The organism is Massilia alkalitolerans DSM 17462, from assembly GCF_000427785.1.
GTDB lineage: Bacteria > Pseudomonadota > Gammaproteobacteria > Burkholderiales > Burkholderiaceae_D > Telluria > Telluria alkalitolerans.
Window position 1 is genome coordinate 91,217 of sequence record NZ_ATYR01000002.1, and the last position, 25,052, is coordinate 116,268.

Annotated in this window: 24 protein-coding genes; 7 read left to right on the forward strand and 17 right to left on the reverse strand. The window is 67.3% G+C overall.

All coding sequences use genetic code 11. The features are described 5' to 3' along the window. Positions 1-63: 63 nt before the first annotated feature. The 8 genes from YWC_RS0102410 to YWC_RS0102445 all read right to left on the reverse strand — a co-directional run bounded on the left by YWC_RS0102410 (position 64) and on the right by YWC_RS0102445 (position 8,605). Positions 64-1,566, reverse strand: a complete 1,503-nt coding sequence (locus YWC_RS0102410; protein ID WP_027863950.1) for a tripartite tricarboxylate transporter permease — start codon at positions 1,564-1,566, stop codon at positions 64-66. 3 nt (positions 1,567-1,569) lie between these two features. Continuing rightward, on the reverse strand, positions 1,570-2,046 hold the full coding sequence (locus YWC_RS0102415; RefSeq protein ID WP_027863951.1) for a tripartite tricarboxylate transporter TctB family protein: 477 nt from the start codon (positions 2,044-2,046) through the stop codon (positions 1,570-1,572). A gap of 90 nt (positions 2,047-2,136) precedes the next feature. Then, on the reverse strand, positions 2,137-3,123 hold the full coding sequence (locus YWC_RS0102420; protein WP_027863952.1) for a tripartite tricarboxylate transporter substrate binding protein BugD: 987 nt from the start codon (positions 3,121-3,123) through the stop codon (positions 2,137-2,139). 328 nt (positions 3,124-3,451) lie between these two features. Further along, entirely contained in the window at positions 3,452-5,773 is a 2,322-nt protein-coding gene (locus YWC_RS0102425) for a xanthine dehydrogenase family protein molybdopterin-binding subunit (RefSeq protein ID WP_027863953.1), read from the reverse strand. Continuing rightward, positions 5,770-6,792, reverse strand: coding sequence for an FAD binding domain-containing protein (locus YWC_RS0102430; RefSeq protein WP_027863954.1), 1,023 nt, complete (start codon positions 6,790-6,792; stop codon positions 5,770-5,772). Before YWC_RS0102430 ends, YWC_RS0102425 begins: the two co-directional genes overlap by 4 nt. After that, positions 6,789-7,316: a (2Fe-2S)-binding protein gene (locus YWC_RS0102435; protein WP_027863955.1), complete on the reverse strand. Its 528-nt coding sequence runs from the start codon at positions 7,314-7,316 to the stop codon at positions 6,789-6,791. The genes YWC_RS0102430 and YWC_RS0102435 overlap by 4 nt, the downstream gene beginning before the upstream one ends. Before the next feature lie 99 nt (positions 7,317-7,415). After that, complete coding sequence (locus tag YWC_RS0102440; RefSeq protein ID WP_036212736.1) at positions 7,416-8,201, reverse strand: DUF2145 domain-containing protein; 786 nt, start codon at positions 8,199-8,201, stop codon at positions 7,416-7,418. Next, positions 8,201-8,605 (reverse strand): hypothetical protein, encoded by a 405-nt coding sequence (locus tag YWC_RS0102445; RefSeq protein ID WP_036212740.1) that lies wholly within the window; start codon positions 8,603-8,605, stop codon positions 8,201-8,203. The genes YWC_RS0102440 and YWC_RS0102445 overlap by 1 nt, the downstream gene beginning before the upstream one ends. A gap of 188 nt (positions 8,606-8,793) precedes the next feature. On the opposite strand from YWC_RS0102445, the gene YWC_RS27935 reads away from it, so the two are divergent. Continuing rightward, a complete protein-coding gene (locus YWC_RS27935) occupies positions 8,794-10,572 on the forward strand; it encodes an ABCB family ABC transporter ATP-binding protein/permease (protein ID WP_036212743.1) in 1,779 nt (592 codons plus the stop codon). 176 nt (positions 10,573-10,748) lie between these two features. Here the strand turns inward: YWC_RS27935 and purU are convergent, their stop codons facing one another. The 5 genes from purU to YWC_RS31380 all read right to left on the reverse strand — a co-directional run bounded on the left by purU (position 10,749) and on the right by YWC_RS31380 (position 16,041). Further along, complete coding sequence (gene purU, locus YWC_RS0102455) at positions 10,749-11,657, reverse strand: formyltetrahydrofolate deformylase (protein ID WP_051306155.1); 909 nt, start codon at positions 11,655-11,657, stop codon at positions 10,749-10,751. A gap of 232 nt (positions 11,658-11,889) precedes the next feature. After that, a complete protein-coding gene (locus YWC_RS27940; protein WP_051306156.1) occupies positions 11,890-12,246 on the reverse strand; it encodes a response regulator in 357 nt (118 codons plus the stop codon). A 4-nt stretch (positions 12,247-12,250) separates the two neighbouring features. Then, on the reverse strand, positions 12,251-13,993 hold the full coding sequence (locus YWC_RS0102465) for a histidine kinase famiy protein (RefSeq protein ID WP_027863959.1): 1,743 nt from the start codon (positions 13,991-13,993) through the stop codon (positions 12,251-12,253). A 105-nt stretch (positions 13,994-14,098) separates the two neighbouring features. After that, the gene (locus tag YWC_RS0102470; RefSeq protein ID WP_027863960.1) at positions 14,099-14,845 is read right to left on the reverse strand and encodes a LytR/AlgR family response regulator transcription factor; all 747 of its coding nucleotides are present in this window, start codon (positions 14,843-14,845) and stop codon (positions 14,099-14,101) included. Beyond that, complete coding sequence (locus YWC_RS31380) at positions 14,842-16,041, reverse strand: sensor histidine kinase (RefSeq protein WP_169728076.1); 1,200 nt, start codon at positions 16,039-16,041, stop codon at positions 14,842-14,844. Before YWC_RS31380 ends, YWC_RS0102470 begins: the two co-directional genes overlap by 4 nt. A 157-nt stretch (positions 16,042-16,198) precedes the next feature. Here YWC_RS31380 and YWC_RS0102480 point away from each other — a divergent pair, with 157 nt between their 5' ends. After that, complete coding sequence (locus YWC_RS0102480; RefSeq protein ID WP_229412991.1) at positions 16,199-16,741, forward strand: GNAT family N-acetyltransferase; 543 nt, start codon at positions 16,199-16,201, stop codon at positions 16,739-16,741. Here the strand turns inward: YWC_RS0102480 and YWC_RS0102485 are convergent. The 3 genes from YWC_RS0102485 to YWC_RS0102495 form a co-directional block, all read right to left on the reverse strand. Beyond that, positions 16,707-17,162, reverse strand: coding sequence for a hypothetical protein (locus tag YWC_RS0102485; RefSeq protein WP_027863962.1), 456 nt, complete (start codon positions 17,160-17,162; stop codon positions 16,707-16,709). The genes YWC_RS0102480 and YWC_RS0102485 overlap by 35 nt on opposite strands. A gap of 55 nt (positions 17,163-17,217) precedes the next feature. Continuing rightward, the gene (locus tag YWC_RS27950) at positions 17,218-19,119 is read right to left on the reverse strand and encodes a sensor domain-containing phosphodiesterase (RefSeq protein ID WP_051306158.1); all 1,902 of its coding nucleotides are present in this window, start codon (positions 19,117-19,119) and stop codon (positions 17,218-17,220) included. A gap of 102 nt (positions 19,120-19,221) precedes the next feature. Beyond that, positions 19,222-19,743, reverse strand: a complete 522-nt coding sequence (locus YWC_RS0102495; protein ID WP_027863963.1) for an ankyrin repeat domain-containing protein — start codon at positions 19,741-19,743, stop codon at positions 19,222-19,224. Between the two features lie 239 nt (positions 19,744-19,982). On the opposite strand from YWC_RS0102495, the gene YWC_RS0102500 reads away from it, so the two are divergent. The 3 genes from YWC_RS0102500 to YWC_RS27955 all read left to right on the forward strand — a co-directional run bounded on the left by YWC_RS0102500 (position 19,983) and on the right by YWC_RS27955 (position 22,157). After that, positions 19,983-20,684: a pirin family protein gene (locus tag YWC_RS0102500; protein WP_027863964.1), complete on the forward strand. Its 702-nt coding sequence runs from the start codon at positions 19,983-19,985 to the stop codon at positions 20,682-20,684. Between the two features lie 50 nt (positions 20,685-20,734). Then, positions 20,735-21,118 (forward strand): OsmC family protein, encoded by a 384-nt coding sequence (locus YWC_RS0102505; protein ID WP_027863965.1) that lies wholly within the window; start codon positions 20,735-20,737, stop codon positions 21,116-21,118. A gap of 97 nt (positions 21,119-21,215) precedes the next feature. Continuing rightward, positions 21,216-22,157: a class I SAM-dependent methyltransferase gene (locus YWC_RS27955; protein WP_051306159.1), complete on the forward strand. Its 942-nt coding sequence runs from the start codon at positions 21,216-21,218 to the stop codon at positions 22,155-22,157. Here the strand turns inward: YWC_RS27955 and YWC_RS27960 are convergent. Beyond that, positions 22,136-23,101 carry a LysR substrate-binding domain-containing protein gene (locus YWC_RS27960; RefSeq protein ID WP_051306160.1) on the reverse strand — a complete coding sequence of 322 codons (966 nt, stop codon included), beginning with the start codon at positions 23,099-23,101 and terminating at the stop codon, positions 22,136-22,138. The genes YWC_RS27955 and YWC_RS27960 overlap by 22 nt on opposite strands. A 161-nt stretch (positions 23,102-23,262) precedes the next feature. Between YWC_RS27960 and YWC_RS0102520 the strand changes: the two genes are divergently transcribed. Together YWC_RS0102520 and YWC_RS34020 are read left to right on the forward strand one after the other, a co-directional pair. Continuing rightward, positions 23,263-23,865, forward strand: a complete 603-nt coding sequence (locus YWC_RS0102520) for a DedA family protein (RefSeq protein ID WP_027863966.1) — start codon at positions 23,263-23,265, stop codon at positions 23,863-23,865. Positions 23,866-23,963: 98 nt separating this feature from the next. Beyond that, positions 23,964-25,034 (forward strand): hypothetical protein, encoded by a 1,071-nt coding sequence (locus YWC_RS34020; RefSeq protein ID WP_156923446.1) that lies wholly within the window; start codon positions 23,964-23,966, stop codon positions 25,032-25,034. The last annotated feature ends 18 nt before the right edge of the window (positions 25,035-25,052 follow it).

Here is a 25,052-nt window from a genome sequence, read left to right on the forward strand (position 1 = left end):
GGCTATGCCGTCCGCGCGTTCATGCGGTCCCTGCAAAGATGCAACGCCACCCTACGAAACCGCTCACTCCTCCTGGAAAGCCTCCTCGCGCTTCTTGCGCAGCGCCGGCAGCATCACGATGATCAGCGCGACGGCCGCCATGGCCAGCATGGTGGCGCTGATCGGGCTGCGCAGGAACACCATCGGGTCGCTGTGCGAAAGCAGCAGCGCGCGGCGCAGGTATTCCTCCATCATCGGGCCGATGATGTAGCCGAGCAGCATCGGCGCCGGTTCCGCACCCAGCTTGGCGCAGATGTAGCCGAACAGGCCGAACAGGGCCATGAGCCAGATGTCGAACTCGTTGTTGTTCAGGCTGAACACGCCGATCGCGCAGAACATCAGGATGGCCGGATACAGGCGGTGGTAGGGGACCAGGATCATCTTGACCCACAGGCCGATCATCGGCAGGTTCAGCACCACCAGGAACAGGTTACCGAACCACATCGAGACGATCAGGCCCCAGAACAGCGCCGGCTGCTCGGACATCACGGCCGGACCCGGCTGGATGCCCTGGATGATCATCGCGCCGATCATCAGCGCCATCACCGGGTTGGACGGGATGCCGAGCGTGAGCATCGGGATGAAGGAGGTCTGGGCGCCGGCGTTGTTGGCCGCTTCCGGCGCCGCCACGCCTTCGATCGCACCCTTGCCAAAGTTCTTGGCGTTGGGCGAGACCTTCTTTTCGATCGAGTAGGCCGAGAACGAGGCCAGCATGGCGCCGCCGCCCGGCAGGATGCCGAGCGCCGAGCCGAGGAAGGTGCCGCGCAGGACCGGCGCCAGGATGCGCTTGAAGTCCTCCTTGCTCAGCATCAGCCCCTCGACCTTCTTCATCAGGACGTTGCGGTCTTCGCCGTGCTCGAGGTTGCGGATGATCTCGCCGATACCGAACATGCCCATCGCGACGATCACGAAGTTGATGCCGTCGGCCAGTTCCGGCTTGTCGAAGGTGTAGCGTTGCGCGCCCGAGTTGACGTCGGTGCCGATCAGGCCGAGCAGCAGGCCCAGGATCACCATGCCGATCGCGTTCAGCAGCGAGCCGCTCGCCAGCACCACCGAGGCCACCAGGCCCAGCACCATCAGCGAGAAATACTCGGCCGGGCCGAACTTCAGCGCCAGGTCGGCCAGCGGCGGCGCGAACAGGGCCAGCAGGATGGTGGCGACGGTACCGGCGAAGAAGGAACCGATCGCCGCGGTGGCAAGCGCCTTGCCGGCCTGGCCGTTGCGCGCCATCTTGTAGCCGTCGAGCGCGGTCACGACCGAGGACGATTCGCCCGGCAGGTTGACCAGGATCGCGGTGGTCGAGCCGCCGTACTGGGCGCCATAGTAAATACCGGACAGCATGATCAGGGCCGAGACCGGTGGCAAGCCGAAGGTGGCCGGCAGCAGCATGGCGATGGTGGCGATCGGGCCCAGGCCCGGCAGCACGCCGACCGCGGTGCCCACAAAAACGCCGACCAGGCAGTAGAACAGGTTGGTCAGGGTGAAGGCCGTTTCGAGGCCCAGTCCCAGGTTGGTGAAGATTTCCATGATTTATGCCCCTCCCAGCCAGGGGCCGACGATCGGCATGGGCAGGCCGAGCAGCTTCACGAACAGCAGCACCGAGAAGATGGCCAGCCCGACGGCCAGCAGCAGCGAGCCTTTCAAACTGAACTGCTTGCTGGCGAAGGAACTCAGCATGACCAGCACGAAGGCGGCGGCGGGGAGGCCGGCGCCGCGCATCAGGATGCCGAACAGGATCACCGCGCCCAGGATGATGACGATGTCCTTGATGTGGAAGGTGCCGATCGCGTCATGCGCTTCGGAGCGGCGGCCGATGAAGGCGCGGATGATGCCGGCCAGGCCGACGACGGACAGCAGGCCGCCGAGGACGGTCGGGAAATAGCCCGGACCCATGCGGCCGGCGCTGCCCATCTCGTTGTCCCCGATGAGGGCGATGGCGGCAATGCCGAAACACAGGAAGATGATGCCGATCCAGAAATTCTTCGGATGGCGGACGATGGAAGCCACTGCGAACCCCTTGTTGCTTGTTGTTGTGTGGTAGCGAACGGGCTGCGCGGGAGCGATTCCCGCACAGCCTGCCGCGTTTGCGCTGCGCGATCAGTCGGCGTACTGGCCGGCCTTGGTGATGATCGGGCCCCAGCGGTCGATCTCGGCCTTCAGGTGGGTGCGCAAGGCTTCCGGCGTAGCGCGCTTGTCGGCCACCGGCTCGGTGCCGAGGTCGGCGAAGCGCTGCTTGACGGTCGGGTCTTTCAGGGCGGTGCGCAGGGCGTTCGACAGGGTGTCGATGACCGGCTTCGGGGTGCCCTTCGGCGCGTACATGCCGTGCCACACGGCCACTTCAAAGCCCGGCAGGCCGGCTTCGCTCATGGTCGGTACGTTCGGCATCGAGGCCAGGCGCTGCTTGGTGGTCACGCCGTAGACCTTGACCTTGCCGCTCTTGATCTGGCTGGTGGTGTTGGTGGTCTGGTCGCACATCAGGTCCACCTGGCCGCCCAGCATGTCGTTCATGGCCGGGCCGGTGCCCTTGTACGGGACGGTGGTCAGGTCGACGCCGATGGCGGTCTGGAACAGCATGCCGCACAGGTGCGAGGCCGAACCGAGGCCGGCGTTGGCATAGGTGACCTTGGACTTGTTGGCCTTCACGTAGGCCAGCAGTTCCTTGAAGTCCTTGGCCGGGAAGTCCTTCTTGGCGATCAGGGTCATCGGCACGTCGGTGACCAGGCCGATCGGCTCGAAATCGGTCATCGCGTTGTAGCTCAGCTTGCGGTACAGGGCCGGCGCGGTCGAGTGGCCGATGTGGTGCAGGAAGATGGTGTAGCCGTCCGGCGCGGCCTTGGCCACGCGCGCCGCACCGATGGTGCCGCCGGCGCCGCCGACGTTCTCGATGATGATCTGCTGTTTCAGGGTATTGCCCATCGACTGGGCCACCAGGCGCGCCACGGTATCGGTCGGTCCGCCGGCGGCGAACGGCACGATCATCGTGATGGTCTTGGTGGGGTAGTTCTGGGCTGAAGCGCTGGTGGCGACTGTGGCTGCGCCCAGCAGGGCAATGGCCGCGACGGTGCGCAGGAATGTGGTTTTCATCGGTGTCTTCCTCTAACCTCGGTTTTCTTGGTTTATCAGTATGGGCGACGCAGGAACAGCCACGATGCAGGCCACGACGAGTCCAGCCAGCTTGCATGGAGCGCGTGCATACGCAGGACTGGTTTTACCAGTAAATAGATAGATTTGCAACTACGTGGAAACCCGTATGGCGAGTCGGAAAAGATGCGGAACAATGTCGGAAAAACGCCGGAATGCGGCCCTCGCCGCCATGCATGGCGCATGGCAGGAGCCGCCGATCGGCGTCGTGTTGACGAAATACTACGCTTGCCGATGCGCGCGCCCGCCGTGACGGGCGCGGCAGGAGGTCCTACTGCGCCTGCTTCGGCTCCGGCACCGGAATCTCGTGCTCGCCCAGCAGCACCTTGTCCGGGGTGATCGGCGTGCCGCGCAGGCGCCTGCCGGTGGCGTGGAAGATCGCATTGCTGATCGCCGCCGACACCGACACGATGCCGATCTCGCCCACGCCCTTGGCGCCGAGCTGCTCGCTGACGATGCGGTCGTCTTCATCGGCGAAGATCACCTCGATGTCGTGCACGTCCGCATTCACCGCCACGTGGTACTCCGCGTAGTTGTGGTTCATGAAGCGCCCGAAGCGGTGGTCGGTGAAGCTTTCCTCGTGCAGCGCCTGGCTGATGCCCCACACCACGCCGCCGATCACCTGGCTGGCGGCGGTCTTGGCGCTGATGATGCGGCCGGCCGCCACCGCGTTCACGACGCGCGTCACGCGCACGATGCCCAACTTTTCGTTGACGCGCACCTCGCAGAACACCGCCGAGTGCACCGCGCGGGTGTACTTGCGCTGCTTGAGCATCGAAGGCTTCATGAAGAACTTTTCCTCGACCCGGTCGACGCCGCCGGCCGCCAGCACGTCGCGCAACTGCATGGCGGTCTCGGGACGGTTGCGCAGGCGCAGCGTGCCGTCGGCGAATTCCAGGTCCTGGGTGCGCGCCCTGGCAAGCGGCGAACCCGGCATGGCCTTCGCCATCTTGATCAGGGTTTTCTTGAGCTTGTCGCAGGCGCCGTGCACGCCGCCCCCGACCGTGGTCACGTGCGAGGAGCCGCCCTCGACCGGCGCGAAGGGCAGGGTCGAGTCGCCCAGCTGGAAGGTGACCCGCTCCATGGGCAGGCCCAGCGCTTCCGCCGCGATCATCGACATCACCGTGTAGGTGCCGGTGCCGATGTCCGAGGCCGCGCTGCTCACCACCAGGCGTCCGTCGGCGTGGAACACGGCGCTCACGCGCGCCAGCATCACCAGGGAATCCCACATGCCGGTGGCCATGCCCCAGCCGATCAGTTCCTCCCCGTCGCGCATCGAGCGCGGTTCGATCGGGCGGTCCTGCCAGCCGAAGCGCGCGGCGCCCTTGTCGTAGCACTGGCTCAGTTCTTTCGTCGAATACGGCTTGTCCTCGAGCGGATTGCGGTCGGCGTAGTTGATGCGCCTGAATTCCAGCGGATCCATGCGCAGCTTGTAGGCCAGTTCATCCATCGCCACTTCCAGCGCGTGCATGCCGTGCGCGGCGCCGGGCGCGCGCATGTCGATCGGCGAATGGCGGTCGTGGGCCACCAGCTTGTAGCCGAGCTTGATGTTGTCGCAGGCGTACAGCTGCCCCGACCAGTTGACCACCACCTCGACATAGTCTTCCAGGCGCGAAGTCTCGTGGATGGCCTCGTGCACGATCGCCTGCAGCTTGCCCTCGTTGTTGGCGGCCAGCTTCACCTTCTGCCAGGTCTCGGGGCGGTGGCCGAAGCTGAACATCTGCTGGCGCGTCAGGACCACCCGCACCGGGCATTTCAGCTTGAGCGCCGCCATCACCGCCAGCGGCAGCTGGTACTGCGGGCGCAGCCCGGAACCGAAGGCGCCGCCCACGTAAGGGTTGCGCACGGTGACCTTTTCCTTCTTGATGCCGAAGGCGCGCGAGACGTACCAGCGGTTGTTCTGCGAGCTCTGGGTCTTCTCGTAGATCGTCAGGTGGCCGTCCTCGCCGTAGACCACGGTGGTGGCGTGCATCTCCATCGGGTTGTGGTGCTCGACGCCGTGGTAGAACTGCGACTCGATCTTCACTTCGGCGGCTTCGAAGGCCTTGTCGGCATCGCCGGTGGAGCTGGGCGGCGTGAAGCCGGCCTTCAGCGCACGCGGCGTGTAGGCCTGGTCGAGCGAGGCCAGCAGGTTCGTCTCGTGCGCTTCTTCCTCGTAGCTGACCTCCACCAGCTGGGCCGCGTGGCGCGCCGCCTCGAAGGTCTCGGCGAGCACCAGCGCCACCGGCTGGCCGCTGTAGAAGATGCGGTCGCTGAACAGGGGGCGGAAGGGTGAGCCGCCCGGCGCCGTCATGTCCTTGTAGGCCAGGTCCCAGGAGCGCACCTTGGGGCGGTTCAGGTGGGTAAGCACCTCCACCACGCCGGGCGTGGCCAGCGCGGCGCGGGTGTCGATGGACTTGATGCGGCCGCGGGCAACGGTGCCGCTCACCACGACGCCGTAGCGCAGTCCCTCGGCCTCGTGCTCGGCCGCGTATTTCGCTTCGCCGGTCACCTTGGCGCGGCCGTCGATGCGGGAGACCGGCATGCCGCTGCGTACCCGGCCGGTGCCTTCGGGGGCGCTTGGGGTGCGCAGTTCTGGAATCAGGTCGGTCATTGCTGCTCTCCTCGGTGTTCACCCTTCGCGTACTCGGTGCCGCGCGTGGCGGTGCTCAAGGCCTGCTCGATGGCGTTGCGCGCCAGCGTGAGCTTGTAGTCGTTCTGGCCGTAGCCCTTGGCGCCGCGCAGGACGATGTCGGCGGCGGCGCCGAAGGCGTCCGCACCGGGCGCCTTGCCCTCGAGCGAAGCCTCGGCTTCCTCGACCCGCCACGGTTTGTGGGCCACGCCGCCCAGCGCGATGCGGGCGGCGCGAATCTTGCCGCCGTCGAGGTCGAGCGCGGCGGCGACCGACACCAGCGCGAACGCGTACGAGAGGCGTTCGCGCACCTTCAGGTAGGTGGAATGGGCGGCGAAACGTCCGGCTTCGGGCAGCGTGATGTGGGTGACCAGCTCTCCGGCTTCCAGGGTGTTGTCGCGTTCCGGGTGCTCGCCCGGCAGCCGGTGGAAGTCCGCGAACGGGATCTCGCGCGCGCCGCCCTGCGAGCGTACGTGGACCACGGCGTCGAGGGCGCGCAGGGCCACGCACATGTCGGAAGGATGGGTGGCGATGCAATGCTCGCTGGTACCGAGGATCGCATGCAGGCGGTTCAGTCCTTCTTTGGCGGGGCAGCCGCTGCCCGGTTCGCGCTTGTTGCAGGGCGTGCCGACGTCGTAGAAGTAGTAGCAGCGGGTGCGCTGCAGCAGGTTGCCGCCGTTGGTGGCCATGTTGCGCAGCTGCGGCGAGGCGCCTGCCAGGATGGCGGCGCTCAGCAGCGGGTAGCGCTCGCGTACCAGCGGGTGGTAGGCGGTATCGGCGTTGCGCGCCAGGGCGCCCAGGCGCAGGCCGCCGCCGGCATCTTGCTCGATCCGGTCGAATCCCAGGCCATTGATGTCCACCAGCTCGCCGGGGTGCATCACGCCTTCCTTCATCAGATCGAGCAGGTTGGTCCCGCCCGCGATCGGACGGACGCCCGGCATCGCCAGGCGGGCCAGCGCGGCGTCCACGTCGCTGGCCTGGGTAAAGGTAAACGGGTTCATGCGAGCACCGGACCGGTTGTGAACGGCTTTTCGCCTTCGCCGGGCTTGCCCTCGATGCCCATCACCTGCATCACCGCCTGGGTGATCTGCGGATAGGCGCCGCAGCGGCACAGGTTGCCGCTCATGAGTTCGCGCACGTCGTCGACGCTCCTGGCCTGGCCTTCGGCGATCAGCCCGGCCGCGGAGCACAGCTGGCCGGGCGTGCAGTAGCCGCACTGGAAGGCATCGCAGTCGATGAAGGCCTGCTGCAGCGGATGCAGTTCCTCGCTCTTGGCCAGGCCCTCGACCGTGGTGACCTCATGTCCGTTGTGCATCACCGCCAGGGTCAGGCAGGAGTTGATGCGTTTACCGTCCAGCAACACCGTACAGGCGCCGCACTGCCCGTGGTCGCAGCCCTTCTTGGTGCCGGTGAGGCCTGCGCGTTCGCGCAGCAGGTCGAGCAGCGTCACCCAGGCGCCGACCGCGAACTCGCGGTCTTGGCCGTTGATGCGCAGCCGGATCGGGTATTCCTGGTAGTGGTCCATGGCCGTCCCTTCGTGGAATTCTTGAGCGAAGCCACTACCTTAACCGCCAGCCTGATCCTGTTCGGTTAGTTCACGCACGTACGACCGTGCCGGACCGCTTCAATCGATGGTCATGGTCCTGGCCTGCGGGTCGACCATGCGCACCATCCGGAGCACGGCATCGGTGCTGACCGTGTCGATTTGCCCGGCCATGCGGCGCTCATAAGGGTGGTCGTCGAAGGCCACGTTGGCGCGGAACATGCGGGCGCCCAGGCGCACCGCCGCCGGCACCTCGACCGTGGGCGGCTGGAAGCCGATCGAACGCAGCCATTTCTGGGCCTCGAGCCGGGTCTCGACCTGGCCGGGCGGGGCGGCGGCGGCGGCCAGGGTCTCGAGCACCCACTGGTTCGAATTCTGGTACCTGGTCGAGTACACATAGGACAACATGTTGTACTTCGGCTCGTGCAGGCGCACCGGGGTGCGGGTGGCCGCCAGCTTCGCCAGTCTGGCCCCCAGCTCGGGACCGGGAATCACCAGCTGGGTTTCGTGGCGGTACAGGTCGGTGAGGAAGAAATTCCCCATGCCCTCGTCGTACAGGCCCGAGACCGCGCTGCCGCAGTCGTTCAGCGCGTGCACCACGGTCCAGCGTCCCTTCGGATGGTCGCGCACCGCGATGCCCATGTGCGAGTAGCGCAGGCGGTAGCGGCTCAGGTCCTGGCCGGCGCGCGAGACCAGGGCGACCTGGGCGCCGCTGGCCTCCAGGGCCTGGACCGTGCGCTGGGCCAGGTCCATCGACAGCACGACTTCGTGGGCGGCGAGCGGGCGCTCCTCGCAGGGCTGGCCGGCCCTGGCGGGCACGGCGATGGCCAGGGCCAGCAGGGCGGCGCCGAACAGGCGGCGGTCCATCAGCCTGCCCTCGAATGGTGCAGCAGGGCCTTGCCCGCTTCGTTCGGGAGGAAGGCAATCGCCTTGCCCGACATCACCAGGACGTAGCCGGTCGACGCCGTCACCACTTCCAGCGCGGTGCCGGCGGCCAGCGAGACGCCGGCGGCCGCCCGGCCGGACAGGCGCACCGTGGCGCGGCTGGCGTCGGCGGCGCCCTCGAGCACGACTTCGATGCCGTCGCCGACCGTCCTGACGCTGGCCACCACGACGCTGCCGGTGGCGGCCAGGGTCAGGATGGAGCCGCCGACGACGACGCCGGACAGGTTGGCGCTGGCATTCGACAGTTCCGACTGTCCCGCATGCCCGGCTGCATGGGTGGAGGTGCAGGCGAGGCCGAGCAGGGCGGCGAGTAGGAGGCGTTTCATGTTGATCTCCGTGATGAATGTAGGGGCATCATCCGCAGCCGCCGGGCTCCGTGCAAGGACGCCGTATGAAGTAGCACCGGCCTGGCTTTTCGGTATCGGACTGCGATACCGCAGCCTGCCGGCGCGGAATCCGAACGTTGTGCGTCCGTGCCCTGTCCAATTCCCATCGGGGCTCAGGAGACGCGGCGATGGCGGGGGGTAGCGGGGAGGCGGGGCGGGGCGCCCGTATCGGCGCCGAGCTGTGGCAGGTGCTGGGCCGGCACCGCTGGCGCATCGTGGCGGCGGTCGTGCTGCTGCTGTTGGCCAAGCTCGCCACCGTCGCGGTGCCGCTGCTGCTCAAGCGGATCATCGATGCCTTCTCGCAAGCGTCGCTGCCGCAGGTCTTGCCGCTGTACCTGTTGGTGGGCTACGCGCTGCTGCGCTTCACGTCCACCCTGTTCAACGAGTGGCGCGACCTGTTGTTCGTGCGGGTCACGCTCGAGGCCGTCGCGGCCTATGCGCAGAAGACCTTCTCGCACCTGCACGCACTGGGGCCGCGTTTCCACGCCCAGCGCAAGCTCGGCAGCCTGCTGCCCGACATCGATCGCGGCACCAGCGGCATCGCCTTCCTGCTCGGAGTCGGGCTGTTCACGATCGTGCCGACCCTGGTCGAGATCGGGCTGGTGCTGGCGATCATGCTGAGCCGCTATGCGGCGGGCTTTGCCGGGATCATCCTGGTGACCTTCCTGGTCTACGCCGGCTTCACGCTGGTGTTCACGGCGCGCCGCGTGGTCTACCAGCGGCGGGTCAACAAGCTCGACTCCACCGCCAAGGGGCGGCTGGCGGACAGCCTGATCAACTACGATACGGTCAAGTACTTCAGCGGCGAGGCGCGCGAGGCCCGGCGCTTCGCCGCCATCATGGGCGACTGGCAGGAGGCCGGCCGCGCCAACCAGCGCGCCCTGTTCACCCTGCACGTGGGGCAAAGCGCCGTCATCGCACTGGGTGTGGCCGCCATCATGGTGCTGGCCGGCCAGGCGGTGATGGCGCGCAGCATGAGCGTGGGCGACCTGGTCCTGATCAACGCCTACGCGCTGCAGGTCTGCCTGCCGCTGAATGCGCTCGGTTTCGTCTACCGCGAGGCGCGCGACGCCTGGGTGAACGCGGAGCGCCTGTTCGAGCTGCTGCGCGAGCGTCCCGAAATCCTCGATCCACCCGGGGCGCCGCCCTTGCGGCCGGGCCGGGGCGAGGTCGTGTTCGAGCACGTCAGTTTCCATTACGAGCCGGCGCGTCCGGTGCTGGTCGACGTCAGCCTGTGCATCGCGCCGGGAACCACGCTGGCCGTGGTCGGGCGCAGCGGCTCTGGCAAGTCGACGCTGGCGCGCCTGCTGCTGCGCTATTATGACCCGGCCAATGGCCGCATCCTGGTGGATGGCCAGGATATCCGCCAATGTGAAGCCGCCAGCGTGCGCATGGCGATCGGCGTGGTGCCGCAGGAGACGGCGCTGTTCAACGACACGATCGGCAACAACATCGCCTATGGGCGCAGCGGCAGCACGCGCGAGGACGTGGTGGCGGCCTGCCGCGCGGCCCACCTGCACGAGGTGATCGACTCGCTGCCGGACAAGTACGACACGCCCGTGGGCGAGCGCGGCGTCAACCTGTCGGGCGGCGAGAAGCAGCGCATCGCGATCGCGCGCGCGGTGCTCAAGAACCCGCCGATCCTGATTATCGACGAAGCCACCTCGGCGCTCGACGCCGACTCGGAACACGCGATCACGCGCGAACTGGACCGGCTGTCGCAGGACCGCACCACCCTGGTGATCGCGCACCGCCTGTCGACCATCGTCAATGCGCACACCATCGTGGTGATGGACCGCGGCCGCATCGTCGAGCAGGGCAGCCATGCCGAACTGCTGCGCCGCAAGGGGACCTACGCCCGCTTGTGGCTGCTGCAGCAGCGCATGGACAAGGATGCCGGGCGTTGAGCGGACGCCGGCATGAACCCGCGGCCGCAAGACCGTCGCCCCGGCGAAGGCCGGGGCCCAAGTTCTACGTGTGCTATCGCTAGCCGGTGAAGCAATTCGCTGCTCGACTGAATTGGGTCCCGGCCTGCGCCGGGACGACGTGCTACTGCTAACTCTCGAATATGATCGATCGCAGCTCAGGGACCCCGGAAGACGATCGTCTTGTTTCCATGCAGGAATACCCGGCGCTCGATGTGGAACTTGACCGCCGCGGCCAGCGCCATGCATTCGTTGTCGCGCCCCACGCGCACCAGCTGCTCGGGGCGGAAGTTGTGGTCGACGCGGGTGACCATCTGCTCGATGATCGGGCCTTCGTCCAGGTCCGGCGTCACGTAGTGGGCGGTGGCGCCGATCAGCTTGACGCCGCGGTCGAAGGCCTGGTGGTAGGGCTTGGCGCCCTTGAAGCCGGGCAGGAAGGAGTGGTGGATGTTGATGCAGCGGCCCGCCAGGCGGCGCGCCAGCTCGTCCGACAGGATCTGCATGTAGCGCGCCAGGATCACCAGATCGGCGCGGGTCTCCTCGACCACTTCCAGCAACCGGGCTTCCTGCTGGGCCTTGTTGTCCTTGGTCACCGGCAGGAAGATGAAGCGGATGCCTTCGCGCTCGACCATCGGGCGCAGGTCGAGGTGGTTCGACACCACCGCCGTGATCGACATGTTCAGTTCGCCGTTGCGGCGGCGGTAAAGCAGGTCGTCGAGGCAGTGGTCGTCCTTCGACACCATGATCACCGTCTTCACAGCGTCCGCCGGGTCGTGGATCTTCCATTGCATGTCGAGACGGGCGCCGCAGCCTTCGCCGAATTGCTCGCGGATGTTCTCGATGCTCGGGGAGCCGGCCTGGAGCCGGAACACGGCGCGCATGTAGAAGCGCTCGGTGGAGTCGTCGTCGAACTGTTCCAGTGCGCAGATGTAGCAGTCGCGTTCGGCCAGGAAGGTGGCGACAGCGGCCACGATGCCGATGCCGGCGCGGCAGCTGGCATTGAGGATGTATTCGGTCGGGGCGTGCGGCGCCCTGGCGCCTTCGTTTGGAGTCGAGTTCGGGGTCATGCGATCGTCCTTGCGTGCGATGAAGCGGTCGTGAGTTGTGGCGCCTGCGCTGTTGCCGGCGGCGTGAAAGGCAGTGCGATGGGTGGCCGCATGCCGGTAGCGCCGCCGTGCAAGCCTCGTGGACGATGCAGACGTTGTTATTCTAACAGCATGGCGGATGCAGCCTGCGCCGTCAAGGAGCGCACGACTGATGCGCGAGGCGCAAACGCGACGAAGCGCAGGCGCCCTTGGCTCAGGATGGCTGGGCAGGCGCCAGCGCCCGCGCCACCGCGTCGACCAGGTCCTGCGGGGGCAAGGGCTTGTTCAGCACATGCACATCCGGCGCGGCCACGCCGACTTCGGCGCCGAAGGCGGTCACGACGAGGGCCGGCAGGTCGGGATGCAGTTCGCGCAGGCGGGCGATCAGGTCTGCGCCGGTCATGCCGGGCATGCGGAAATCCGTGACCAGCATGTCGATGCGGCCGGCGCTGCCGATGGCCAGCGCTTCGTACGGATCGACCACCGCCGTCACCCGGTAGCCCGCCCGCTCCAGGTAGCGCTGGAACACGTAAACGATGGCCTCTTCGTCGTCGACCAGCAGGATGTGCATGGTGTCAGCCCTCGTGGGTGAAGCCGGCTGCCGGATTCACGCGCAGGTCGACCTTCAGGGCCTGGCGGATGCGCTCGGCCAGTTCGTTCAGCCGGTAGGGCTTGGTCAGGATCGGGAAGGATGCGGCCTCGCCCTTGACAGCCGGCAACGCGTCGATGTAGCCGGTGGCCAGCAGCACCGGCACCTCGGGTTGGCGCTCGCGCACCAGTTCGGCCAGGCGCAGGCCGTTCATCCCGCCCGGCATGATGATGTCGGTGAACAGCAGGTCGATGCTGCCGTAGCGCTCGATCATCTCGAGGGCCGCCTCGCCGCTCGGGGCGCCCAGCACCCGGTAGCCGCCGGCGCGCAGGTGGGTCTCGGCCAGTTCGCGCACCTCTTCGCTGTCGTCCACCACCAGCACGGTGCGCTTGCCAAGGATCGCCTCGGGCGTCCACCTGGCGCCGTTGGCGGAACGCTCGCCCATGATCTCCATGGCCGACTTGGACGCCTGCGGGAATACCACGCGGATGGTCGTGCCTTGCTGCGGCGCGCTTTCGATCTCGAGGCGGCCGTGCGATTGCTGCACGAAACCGTGCACCATCGCCAGTCCCAGGCCGGTGCCCGGGCCCTTGGTGGTGAAGAAGGGTTCGGTGGCGCGCGCCGCGACTTCCGGCGACATGCCTTCGCCCTGGTCGATCACGCAGATCACCACGTAGCGGCCCGGCGCCAGGTGCAGGCGCTCGAGCTTCTCCGGGTCGTCCATGGTCGAGGTGGCGACCGTGACCTTGCCGCCCTCCGGCATGGCGTCGCGCGCGTTGATCAGGACGTTCAGCAGCGCCATCTCCATGTGGGTCGGATCGAGCGTGCACGAGGGCAGGCCTGGCTTCAGGTCGAGGTGCAGGTCGACCTTGTCGCCCAGCGTACGCACCAGCATCTCGCTGAATTCCACCACCAGCGAATTCAGGTTCAGGCGCTTCGGTTCGAGGCGCTGCTTGCGCGCGAAGGTCAGGAGCTGCTGGGTGAGCTTGCCGGCCTTTTCGCTGGCCAGGCGGGCGCGGTCGATGGCCTGGCCGACGGTGATTCGGTCGTCGAGATCGGAGGCCGCGAGCTCCAGGTTGCCGGCGACGACCTGCAGCAGGTTGTTGAAGTCGTGCGCCAGGCCGGCGGTCAGCTGGCCGATCGCTTCCATCTTCTGGGCCTGCAGGTAGGACTGTTCGGAGACGCGCCGGCGCGTGATGTCCATCTGCGAGGAAAAATAGTACAGCAGCTTGCCGCCCTCGTCGAACACCGGGCCGATGAACAGGCCGTTCCAGAACGGCCGACCGTCGGCCTTGTAATTGAGGACGTCGACCGCCACCGCGCGCTGCTCGCGCAGGGCACTGCGGATCTCTTCGATGGTATGCGGGTCGGTCTGCTCCCCCTGCAGGAAGCGGCAGTTGCGGCCGAGGACCTGCTCTTCCTCGTAACCGGTCAGGTCGAGGAAGGCGCGGTTCACGAATGCGATCGGGTTGTCCGGCTGGTTCGGGTCGGTCACCACCATCGGCATGCGGGTCATCTCGATGGCGGCGAAGAAGATATTGCCGCGCTCTTCGAAGCCCGGGCGCGAGATGTGGCTGGCCTGCCAGTGGCGGATGCCGGGGTTGCCGAGCGGATTGAAGGCGCTACCTTCCATCTGGCCCACGCTGGGCACGCCTTCGCTCTGGCCATGGCTGGACGCGTCGTCGTGCGGAAGGCGATCCCGTTCTTCCTTGCTGCTGCCAGTTGCCATGCATCCCCCTGTCAAAGAGAAGAACGACGCGCAGGCCGGACTTCTTGTGTGAATTATATAACAGAGGCAATTTTACAAGTCGTAAAATGACGAATTCGCGGGTTCTCAATCACGGAACAGGTGGGTGAAAGTCCGGCTCACCGCCAGTTTCTCGCTGCAGCCGCGCAGCAGCACCTGCATGCGTTCTGCGTCCAGCCGTTCGACCGCCGCGATGGCGCCGACATTGACCAGGGTGGCGCGGTGGATTTGCCAGAAGCGGTCGCGGTCCAGCCCTCCCAGCAGGTCCTTCAGCGGAATCCGCACCAGCGCTTCGGAACCCGAGAGCACCACCCGCGTGTACTTGCTGTCGGACTGGAAGAACAGCACCTCGTCGACGTCGATCAGGCGGATCTGCTTGCCGACGGTGGCCTTGATCCACTTCATCTTCTCGGTGCGCGCGCCGGGCAGGGCGGTCTTCAGGTGGCGCAGCAGCTCGCCCAGGTCGGCCGGCGGCGTGCTGAGTTTCGACCGGATGCGCGCCAACGCGCGCTCCATCCGGTCAAGCTGTACCGGCTTGAGCAGGTAGTCGACCGCGCCGGCGTCGAAGGCCTCGACGGCGTACTGGTCGTAGGCCGTGACGAACACCACGTGGGCGCTGTCGCCGATGCGCTCGGCCACTTCCAGACCGGACAGGCCGGGCATGCGGATGTCCAGGAACACGACCTCGGGTTCGTGTTCGAGGTATCCATCCCAGGCGTCGTTGCCGTTCTCGGCTTGCAGCACTACCTCGGCCTCGGGCCAGCAGGTGGCCAGCATGCCCGCCAGGCGTTCGCGCATCAGCGGTTCGTCTTCGGCGATCAGGACGCGCGTCATGCCGCCTCCTTCTTCGCCGGCACATGCAGCTCCGCGCTCAGGCCCGGCTCGGCTTCGCGCAGCACCAGGCGCGCCGCGTCGCCGTAGGCCAGCTGCAGGCGGCGCCGCACGTTGTCGAGACCCGCGCCATTGCCGGGTGTGTCGCTCATGCCGACGCCGCTGTCGCGCACCCAGATGCGGATGCCGGTATCCTGCGCCGCGGCGCCGACGTGGATCTCGCCTCCGCGCAGCGAGGGCTCGATGCCGTGCTTGATCGCGTTCTCGACCAGGGTCAGGACGATCATGCTCGGCACCTCGCTCGACGCCAGCGCAGCGGGAAGCGACAGCTCGAAGCGCAGGCGCGCGCCCATGCGGGCCTGCATCACGCGCAGGTAGGATTCGATGGTGGCGAACTCGCTTCGCAAGCTGACCTGCTCGCAGCGCATGTCGCTGAAGCTGGCGCGCAGGAAGGCGATCAGGTCGGCCGTGAGCGCGGCGGCGCGCGGGGCGCCGTCGGCGGCAAGCTGCTGCACTGCGCCGAGGGTGTTGAACAGGAAGTGCGGTTCGATCTGGGCGCGCAGCATGCGCAGCTGCGATTCGCTCAGCTCGCGCGCCAGCCGCTCGCGCTCGGCGTCGCGCTGCAGTTGCTCCATGAGGGCGGCGTGCTGGCTGCGCCGGTAGGAGCCCAGCATCAGGAGCGGAATGGCGGCAACCAGGCTGAACAGAGCTGCCAGCTGGAGCGTGCGCATCATTCGCGGCAACTGCTCGGCAAAGGGGGCGGGATTGCCGAGAGCGACGCCAAGCGCGGCGCCGAGCAGGCCCATGAACAGCCCGAAACCGAAGCGGCGCTTGTTTCCGAATACGTTGCCGGAGTTGAACCAGACGCCGAGTCCCGCAAGCAGCAGGCCGAAACCCAGCAGGTTGGCGGCCAACACCGGTTTGTACCAGCTTCCTTTGTCGAGAATCACCTCGGTGAGGACACCGGCGGCGCTGAAGGCCAGGGCCAGTTTGGCAAGTCCGATCCAGAGGCGCCGCCCGCGGTATATGAGTGAGAACGCGTGCAACTGGCGGCGGTCCACCGGCGACATTGCCGCGATGTTGTCGGCAATCTTGCGCCGGTAGCCGGGCGCCACCTGCGCAGCCAGCTCCGGCCGCTCCAGGATGGCCAGGTGTTCACGTTCGAGCTCCTCGTACCAGTCGATGATCTTGCGCCACATGTCGTTCTCCTTGCTGTTCAATATAAGGCAATGTGGCAAGTCTAGGAAAGCCGAACCCGGCGTGAAAGTGCGGCGCGACGAACGACGATGGCGGTGCGACGAACGACGAGGAAGCCGGCAGCGTGCTAACATCCCGGGCTTTTATCTCGCCAGAATCATGCAGTTCGCATATCACCATGGGATCCGCGCCATGCGCCCGGCCGACCTCGATATCCTCCTCGCCGTGCAGGCGGCCTGCTACCCGCCGTCGATGCAGGAAGCGGGCGAGGTGGTCCTGGCGCGCATGGGCGCGGCCAGGGAAAGCTGCATCGTCGCGGAGGATGGGGAGGGGATCTGCGCCTACCTGTTCGCCTACCCGAGCAGGCTGGGCAAGGTAACGCCGCTCGGCGCGCCCTTCGAACCCGCCGTGGAAGCCGACACGCTCTACCTGCACGACCTGGCGGTCGCGCCGCGTGCGCATGGCCGCGGGCTGGCGCGCAGGCTGGTGGAGCACCTGCTGGCGCAGGCGCGCGCGCGCGGTTTCACGTCCTCGGCGCTGGTGTCGGTGCAGGATACCGCCGGCTTCTGGGGAGCGCTCGGCTACGAAGCCGGGGCGACGTCCTGCGATACGGCGCGCGCCGCCCTGGCCAGCTATCCGGGCGTGGCGCGCTACATGGTACGCGTGCTTACTGGACCCGGCGCACTTTCGCGGAACTGTTAGTTCCGTCGACCCTCAGGAACAGGGTACCGAACATGTTCCGTTCGATCGTGACCTTCGGGTTGCGCATGGGCGCCAGCACGGATTCGCTGCCGTCGATGATGCGCCACACCTGGCCGTTGGCGAGGCGGATCTGCGAGGACGGGCCCCATCCCTGGAAGTCGCCGGCAATGGTCGAGGTGATCGACTGCGGTTCCGCTTCGCGCTGCTTCTTCGCTTCGATGCCGAAGTTCTCCTCCTTGCTGCGCGCCGGCGCGGCCGCGGCGGTCGCCACCTGCGGCCGGGCGCCGACCTGGATGGCGTCGTAGCAGGCCAGGCGGGCGCCGGTGTCGGTCAGGGTGCGGCATTTCAAGATGCCGGCATCGTCGGCCAACGCGGCATGCGAGCTCAATGCCAGGGACAGGAACAGGGGCAGTGCTTTCATCGTCATCCTTCGGTGTGGTTACGCAAGCGTGGGATTATATCGGCAAGCCCGCCGCTCACGCCTTTGCCGCAACAGACGATCCGCCGGCCGGCTCGGCCGCATACTGGCGGATGAAGGCCGCGCAATCTTCTACCGCCAGGGGCCGCGAATAATAGTATCCCTGGATCTGATCGCAATCGGCCTTGCGCAGCGCCGCCACCTGGTCCGCCGTCTCGACGCCTTCGGCGATCACGGCCAGCTGCAGGCGGTGCGCCATCGCGACGATGGCCTGCACGATGGCAGACGACTCGGCGCTGTGCGCCATGTCCTGCACAAAGGACTTGTCGATCTTGAGCTTGTCGAGCGGCAGGCGGCGCAGGTAGCCGAAACTCGAATACCCGGTGCCGAAATCGTCGATGCTCAGCATGACCCCGATATCGCCGAGTCCGCGCATCACGACCACGCTGCGTTCCGGGTCGGCCATCGACACGCTTTCGGTCAGCTCCAGTTCGAGCAGTCCGGGCGCCACGCCCGATTGCTCCAGCAGTTCGCCCACCATGGCGATCACGTCGCTTTGCAGGAACTGGCGCGCCGACAGGTTGACCGCCACCGGCGCCAGCGGCAAGCCTTGCACGCGCCAGGCGGCCAGCTGCCCCACCGCGCTGCGCAGCACCCACTCGCCGATCGGGACGATCATGCCGCTCTCCTCGGCGATCGGGATGAACTCGTCGGGCGGAATGACGCCATACTCCGGGTGGCGCCAGCGCACCAGGGCCTCGAAGCCGGCCAGGCCGCCGCTGCGCAGGTCGACCTTCGGCTGATACTGCAGGAACAGCTCGTCCTGGGCGATGGCGCGCCGCAAGTGGCTCTCCAGGGTGAGGCGGCGGCCGTGCTCGGTGCGCAGCTCCGGGGTGAAGCGTACGATTGCCCCGCGGCCCTGGGCCTTGGCATGGCGCATCGCAGTGACGGCGTTGTTGAGCAGGGCGTCGGCGTCGTCGCCGTCCTGCGGCAGCAGGGTGGTGCCGATGCTGCAGGTGAGGGCGATTTCGCCGTCCGGCGTCGGGATGGCGCGGTTGGCCGCCGCCATGATGCGGTCGAACGCGCGTTCCGGTTCCGGGTGCTCGCCGCGCGCATGCAGCAGGAGCAGGAATTCGTCGCTGCCGGCACGCGCCAGCATGTCGCCTTCGCGCAGCAGGGCCTGCAGGCTGGTGGCGAGCCCCACCAGGATCTCGTCGCCGGCGCGATGGCCGAGCGTCTCGTTGAAGCGCTTGAAGCGATCGACGTTGATGCAGGCGACCAGGGCCGGCGTGCCGTCCGCGCGCCAGCCGGCGATGCTGCCCTGGATGGCGCGCAGCATCGCCTGGCGGTTCGGCAGCCCGGTGAGCAGGTCGTGCGCGACCAGCCAGGCCAGTTCGCCCGAGGCCGGGGAGCCGCCCGGAGCCGGCGGGCAGTCCTGCAGGCGTTCGCTCAAGGATTGTGCCGCCATCGCCAGCTGGCGGTGGTAGACCAGCTGCTCGACCATGCGGGCCAGGTCGCGCAAGGCGTCCAGATCGCCAGGACCGAGCTGGCGCGGCTTGCTGTCGATCACGCACAGGGTGCCGATCTTCTTGCGGTCCACCGAGTACAGTTGCACGCCGGCGTAGAAGCGCAGGTGCATGTCGCCGGTGACCAGCGGATTGTCGACGAAGCGCGCGTCCTGGGCCGCGTCCGGCACCACCAGCGGTTCGTCGCTGAGGATGGCGTGGCCGCAGAAGGAGATCTCGCGCGGGGTTTCGCAGGCATCCAGGCCGGTGCGCGACTTGAACCACTGGCGGTCCTTGTCGATCAGGGACACCAGGGCGATCGGCACACCCAGCAGGCGCGCGGCGGTGCGGGTGATGCGGTCGAAGGTCTCTTCGGGCGCGCTGCCGAGCAGCCTGGTGGCGTGCAGGGCGGCGAGGCGTTGTGCTTCATCCAGCGGAATACGGGGTCGTTCCATTGTCTCTGCTTTGCTGAACCGATGGGTTCCTTGAACATATTACGCCAGAACCAAAGCCAGTTTGCAATCTTGCCGCAAGCAACATGAACGCGCGCTGGATGCTCAGCCGAGGCCGGCCAACAGGGCCGCCGTATCCTGCGCACCCATGCGCTGCGCCGCCGCCAGCGCGCTGAGGCCGTCGGCGTCCAGCGCATGCGGATCGGCGCCGCGCGCCAGCAGCAGGCGGGAGATCTCGGTGCGGTTGAACATGGCGGCGAACATCAGGGCGTTCTTGCCGTTTGGGCCGGCGCTGGCAACGCTCGCGCCATGGTCCAGCAGCAGGGTAGCCACCGCCAGGTCGCCCTTGAACGCGGCGCCGGCAAGCGGTGTCTGGCCGGCGTCGTTCATCAGTTCCGGGTCGGCGCCGTGCTCGAGCAGGACGCGCGCTGTGTCGACGTGGCCATGGTAGCAGGCCAGCATCAAGAGGCTGTCGCCCCGTTCGTTGCGCAGGTTCGGCGGCAGGCCCTGCGCCAGCAGCGTCGCGAGCGCCTCGGTGTCGCCGGCGCGCGCGTGCTGGAAGACGGACCGCACGAAGGCGAGCGTGGCTTCGTCCAGCGTGTTCGGATCGGGGTGGGCAGTCTGCATCGTCGGCTCCAGGGCTTGGTCTCCTGCGATTAGACCATATGGGCAGAACACGGGCCGCACGCCCGCCGGGAAGGTTCGAAAATTTCGATGATTCGGCAGTAAATTACTCGTTTTTCAATCCCGATCGGGACGCGCATAATGGCTCCATCGCATCGAAAGACAGCGGCGCAAGACTCACAGGCAGCAAGTCGCCGATGATCAAGGCCTTCGATGGTCAACTAATATACAAGGAGAACACCATGTTGAACGTACGTAAAAGCAATGAACGCGGCGCCGCCAGCTTCGGTTGGCTCAAATCCCAGCACAGCTTCTCGTTTGGCCACTACTACGACTTGAAGCACATGGGTTTCGGCCCGCTGCGCGTCATCAACGAGGACCACGTCTCCCCGGGCCGCGGTTTCGACTCGCACGGCCACCGCAACATGGAAATCATCTCCTATGTCCTGGAAGGCGCGCTCGAGCACAAGGACAGCATGGGCAACGGTTCGGTGCTGCGCTACGGCGACGTGCAGCGCATGAGCGCAGGCAGCGGCGTGGTCCACAGCGAGTACAACCACTCGAAGGATGAGGGCGTGCATTTCCTGCAGATCTGGATCGAGCCGAATACCACCGACGAGCCGCCGGGCTACGAGGAGAAGCATTTCGACGCCGCCTCGAAGCAGGGCCGCCTGCGCCTGATCGCCTCGAACGACGGCCGTGAAGGCTCGGTGTCGATGCGCCAGGATGCCTCGATCTACGCCACGATCATGAACGGTGGCGATGCGCTGAGCCACGCGCTGGCTGCCGGACGCCAGGCCTACGTCCACGTGATCCGCGGCCGCGCCACGGTCAACGGCGTGCAACTGCAGGGCGGCGACGCGCTCAAGATTACCGACGAGGATGCGGTGCGGCTCGAGCAGGCCGAGGCGGCCGAGATCCTGGTGTTCGATCTGCCCAACTGAGCAACCAGGCGCGGGGGAAACCCGCGCCATTCACGAGACTGGGGAATGCGATGGAAGTGACTGCACAAAAAGGCGAAGGCAAGCTGCAGCAGATGATCACGATCGGCAGGCACCAGCTGCTGAGCGACGCGCCGGAGGCCTTCGGCGGCGAAGACAGCGGCGCCGAACCGCACGACCTGCTGGCCGCGGCGCTGGCCGCGTGCACCACGCTGACGGTGACGATGTTTGCCCGCCGCAAGGGAATGGCGCTGGAGGACGTGCGGGTGCGCATCACCCACGGTCCGAAGGACGGCGGCTACGCCTTCCAGCGCCACATCGAGTACGTGGGCGCGCTCGGGTTCGAGGAGCGCCAGCGCCTGACCGACATCGCCAACAAGTGCCCCGTGCACAAGACCCTGTCGGGCGCCATCCATATCGAGACCGAGGCGGCCTGAGTCAGCCGCGCACGATTGACGCGCCATGGCAGGACGCGGTCCTTTGGCATACCATCCGCTTGTCAGCAGTAACCCCGTATCGACTGCGGAGGCCGCCATGCCTGATTCATCCCGTCCCCTGCTGTTCAAGCGCGGGCAATGCCCCGCTTGTCGGCATACGTCCACCCGCACGCTGTACAGCGAACCCCTGGACAGTCCCGGCATCAGCCGCTACATGCAGGACCACTACGGGCGCCGGGTCGAGCGCGACTTCACCGGCTACGACTACGAGCTGGCCAAGTGCGAACACTGCGGCCTGGCCTTCCAGGCCCAGGTGCCGGCGCCCGAGCTGCTCGAGGAAATCTACGACCGCTGGCTGCCGGCCACCGAACGCGAAGCGGTGGCGGCGCGCTGGGGGCTGGGCGACTACCGCTACCTGGCCGAGCAGGTGCAGTTCATGCTCGACCATTTCCGCGTGCGCCCGGGCAGCATCAAGGCCCTCGATTTCGGTTTCGGCTGGGCCGAGTGGGCGAAGATGGCCGGCGCCTACGGGGTCGACGTGTGTGGCGCCGAACTGTCACAGGTGCGGATCGATTATGCGAAGTCGGTCGGCATCCCGGTGATCGACGGCACTGCGCTGCCGCGCGACGAATTTCATTTCATTAATACGGAACAGGTCTTCGAGCACCTGCTCGAGCCCGGCGAGACGCTCAAGACCCTTGCCGGCGCGCTGCGGCCGGGCGGCCTGGTGAAGGTGAGCGTGCCGAACTCCGCGAAGTCGATCCGCAAGCTGCTCGGGGCCAGGGACTTCGGGGCCTTGAGCCCGGACGACATCATGGCCATCGCCCCCTTCGAGCACATCAATGCCTTCACCTGTGATTCCTTGAATGCGCTGGGGCGCGAAGCCGGCCTGGTGCCGCTGCGTCCTTCGCTGCGCAAGCTGTACAACGCCAGCAGCGGCTGGATGGAACCGAAGTCGGCCCTCAAGACCCTGGCGCGCCCGGTCTACCGCCACCTGTACCCGAAGAGCACCTTCGTCTATTTTGTCCGGCCGGCCTGATTCTCGAGCTGCACCTTCAGATTCGCCTCGTGGCAGTGGCGCGTGATCAGGCGCGCGAACGGCAGCTGCTCGCGCATGCGCTTGAGCCACCAGGCCAGCGCCGCGCCTTCCTCGCCGCTGCGCCAGGCCAGGTAGAAGGTCTCGTCCGGCTTGGGCTCGACCACCTCCTTTTCCACCAGAAGGCCAGCCTCGATGGCGGGCCGGGCCCAGGACTCGGGCAGGAAACCGAAGCCGATACCGCGCAGCTGGAAGGCGAACTTGGTCTCCATGTCCGGCACCGCCAGCATGTCCTGGCCGAACAGCAGGCCGACGGTGCGCGGACCGAGCTGGCGCGCCGAATCCGATACGGCGACCGCGCGGTAGTCCAGCAGGTCGGCCTTTTCCAGCGGGCGATCGATGGCGGCCAGCGGGTGGCCGGGCGCCACCGCGAACACGAAGCGGCTGGCGCCCAGGGGCTCGGCGGTGTAGCCGCCGCCCGATGGACCTTCGCCGGCCGCGCCCACCAGCAGGTCGACCCGGCGGTCGAGCAGCGCGTCCCAGGTACCGGACAGCACTTCGCTCACCAGGCGCAGCCGGGTCTGGTCGGCCACTTCGTAGAAGGCTTCGATGTCGGGCTGCAGGCCGCTAGGCGCCAGCATCGAATCCATGCCGATCGTCAGCTCGGTTTCCCAGCCAGAGGCGACCCGGCGCACGCGCGACTCCAGGTCGCCCGCGGCGCGCAGCAGGTAGCGGCCTTCCTTGAGCAACTCCCTGCCGGCGGCCGTCAACGCCACTTTCGGGCCGAAGCGGTCGAACAGGCGCACGCCCAGGTCTTCTTCGAGTTTCGAGACCGTGTAGGAAATGGTGGAGGGGACGCGGAACAGTTCTTTCGCGGCGCCGGCGAAGGAGCCCTTGCGGGCAATGGTTTCGACGATTTCGAGTGCATCAAGGCTGAGCTTCAGCAATTGCGGTTCCTTTGTCCTGTTGTCGGAATTCCAAGAGGGAATTTTCGCATGGTAGCGGAGTAGGGCGTCGAGCGCCATCGATCATCGGCCGCCACAGGCGAGCGCTAGTGTTCTTGACAACATGGTAGGGTGGAATCCGTCTCCTCAACCGGCGATCCACCATGTTCGAGTTCATCACCAATTTCCTGGAGAAGAGCGGCTACATCGGCGTGTTCCTGCTGATGGCCCTCGAAAACATCTTTCCACCGATTCCATCCGAGCTGATCATGCCCTTTGCCGGCTTCGTCGTCGCACGTGGCGACCTGAACCTGGTCGGCGTGCTGGTCGCGGGCACGGCGGGCTCGATTGCCGGCGCCTTGCCCTGGTACTGGGGCGCACGCAAGTACGGCAAGGAACGCCTGAAGGCCTTCGCCGACCGGCACGCGCGCTGGATGACGGTCGGCAGCGAAGACATCGACAAGGCGATTGCCGCTTTTGACCGCCACGGCCGCTCGGTGGTGCTGTTCGGGCGCCTGATCCCGGCGATCCGCACCCTGATCTCGGTGCCGGCCGGGCTGGCATGCATGTCGTGGGGCCAGTTTCTGCTGTATTCGACGATCGGCTCGCTGGCCTGGACCGGGATCCTGACCGGGGCCGGTTTCCTGCTTGAAAGCAATTACGAACAGGTAGGCAAGTACGTCGATCCGGTGTCGAAGGGCATCTTCGGCATCCTGCTGGCCTGGTACATCTACCGCGTCGTCACCCACCGCCCGGCCAAGGCCTGAGCGGCATGCAGGACGGCTGTGGTGCGCATGCCGCACCGCAGCACGCAGGTTTCCGGTGATTCGGCTACACTCGACCTGTTCGCAAGCAGGTCCCGCTCATGAAGAACCGATTGTTGGAAGACTTCGGCGACAGCCAGTCCGCTGTGCCGGTACGCCCGATGCGCCGCGTCCAGGCTGCGCCGGCGCCGCAGCCAGAGGCCGAGGTCGCGCTACCCCATGTCCCAGCGCCGCCCAGCGCGCCGGAGCCGCCCATTCGCCAGCGCGCCGGCGTCTGGCGCAGCCGTGCGCCGGCCGAAACACCTGCGCCACCGCCGTCCCATGCGGCGCCGGCGCAGACCTTCGTGCCGCCCCGCGTCGAACCCGTCATGGCGCCATCGGCCACGCCGGAGCCGCGCGCCGCCCCGCGCGTTTCGCCCGAGTTCGCCTCTTTCTCCAGCCGCGAGCCGGATTGGTCGATACCGCTGCAGCCGGAACCGCCGCCCTGGACCGAGCGCTGGGGTCGCAAAGCCCTGGGCTGGACCATCGGCCTGGCAGCGGTCGTGGCGGTGGCCGGGACGGCGGCGTGGATGGTGCAGGAGACCCGTGTGGAATCGACGCTGGCGGTGGTGGCCGACCACACGCCGGCCCAGGAGACACCGGCGCCACCGGCGGTGCCGGCTGGCGCTCCCGCCGCCGAACCGGAAGCCGACGCACGTCCGCCGCTGAGATTGCTGGCGCCGGCGCCGCTGGCCACGGCGCCGATCGAAGCGGCGCCGGCTCTTGCCGACCAGGTCGGCAATGCGCCCGCGGCCGCGACGTCAGGCAGCGCAGAGATTGAACCTTCAGAGCCGGCAGTGGTCGCACCGCCCGCCGCGACCCCGAAAGCCGTCGCCAAACCGCCTGCGGCAAAGCCCGCGGCCAAGCGCGTACAGGAGCGCCGCGTTGCGACTGCGGCGTCTGCAAAACCGACACGTCCGGAACCGAAAAAGCAGCCGCCCAAGCCGGCGCGCGAACGGGTAGCGGCGCCGGCACCGCCCCCGCCCACGCGTACCGTGTCTGCCGAACAGCCCGATCCGGAAAGCCCGCTGGCCGAAACCCTGCGTTTATGCCGCGCGGCTGGTTACCACGCCACCGCCTGCCTCAAGCGGGGCTGCGAGGCGACCCGTTTCGGCCTGGTCTGCCGGGGTTGAGAAGCGCAGCTCGGCGAA

Coding starts and splice junctions, on each gene's coding strand:
- purU (WP_051306155.1), bottom strand. CDS start 11,657: ATGACCCCGAACTCGACTCCAAACGAAGGCGCCAGGGCGCCGCACGCC.
- YWC_RS31380 (WP_169728076.1), bottom strand. CDS start 16,041: ATGTGGCGCAAGATCATCGACTGGTACGAGGAGCTCGAACGTGAACAC.
- YWC_RS0102500 (WP_027863964.1), top strand. CDS start 19,983: ATGTTGAACGTACGTAAAAGCAATGAACGCGGCGCCGCCAGCTTCGGT.
- YWC_RS27955 (WP_051306159.1), top strand. CDS start 21,216: ATGCCTGATTCATCCCGTCCCCTGCTGTTCAAGCGCGGGCAATGCCCC.
- YWC_RS0102465 (WP_027863959.1), bottom strand. CDS start 13,993: ATGGCAACTGGCAGCAGCAAGGAAGAACGGGATCGCCTTCCGCACGAC.
- YWC_RS0102425 (WP_027863953.1), bottom strand. CDS start 5,773: ATGACCGACCTGATTCCAGAACTGCGCACCCCAAGCGCCCCCGAAGGC.
- YWC_RS0102420 (WP_027863952.1), bottom strand. CDS start 3,123: ATGAAAACCACATTCCTGCGCACCGTCGCGGCCATTGCCCTGCTGGGC.
- YWC_RS27940 (WP_051306156.1), bottom strand. CDS start 12,246: ATGCACATCCTGCTGGTCGACGACGAAGAGGCCATCGTTTACGTGTTC.
- YWC_RS0102470 (WP_027863960.1), bottom strand. CDS start 14,845: ATGACGCGCGTCCTGATCGCCGAAGACGAACCGCTGATGCGCGAACGC.
- YWC_RS0102440 (WP_036212736.1), bottom strand. CDS start 8,201: ATGGACCGCCGCCTGTTCGGCGCCGCCCTGCTGGCCCTGGCCATCGCC.
- YWC_RS27950 (WP_051306158.1), bottom strand. CDS start 19,119: ATGGAACGACCCCGTATTCCGCTGGATGAAGCACAACGCCTCGCCGCC.
- YWC_RS0102495 (WP_027863963.1), bottom strand. CDS start 19,743: ATGCAGACTGCCCACCCCGATCCGAACACGCTGGACGAAGCCACGCTC.
- YWC_RS0102445 (WP_036212740.1), bottom strand. CDS start 8,605: ATGAAACGCCTCCTACTCGCCGCCCTGCTCGGCCTCGCCTGCACCTCC.
- YWC_RS0102520 (WP_027863966.1), top strand. CDS start 23,263: ATGTTCGAGTTCATCACCAATTTCCTGGAGAAGAGCGGCTACATCGGC.
- YWC_RS27935 (WP_036212743.1), top strand. CDS start 8,794: ATGGCGGGGGGTAGCGGGGAGGCGGGGCGGGGCGCCCGTATCGGCGCC.
- YWC_RS0102435 (WP_027863955.1), bottom strand. CDS start 7,316: ATGGACCACTACCAGGAATACCCGATCCGGCTGCGCATCAACGGCCAA.
- YWC_RS0102430 (WP_027863954.1), bottom strand. CDS start 6,792: ATGAACCCGTTTACCTTTACCCAGGCCAGCGACGTGGACGCCGCGCTG.
- YWC_RS0102410 (WP_027863950.1), bottom strand. CDS start 1,566: ATGGAAATCTTCACCAACCTGGGACTGGGCCTCGAAACGGCCTTCACC.
- YWC_RS0102485 (WP_027863962.1), bottom strand. CDS start 17,162: ATGAAAGCACTGCCCCTGTTCCTGTCCCTGGCATTGAGCTCGCATGCC.
- YWC_RS0102505 (WP_027863965.1), top strand. CDS start 20,735: ATGGAAGTGACTGCACAAAAAGGCGAAGGCAAGCTGCAGCAGATGATC.
- YWC_RS0102480 (WP_229412991.1), top strand. CDS start 16,199: ATGCAGTTCGCATATCACCATGGGATCCGCGCCATGCGCCCGGCCGAC.
- YWC_RS34020 (WP_156923446.1), top strand. CDS start 23,964: ATGAAGAACCGATTGTTGGAAGACTTCGGCGACAGCCAGTCCGCTGTG.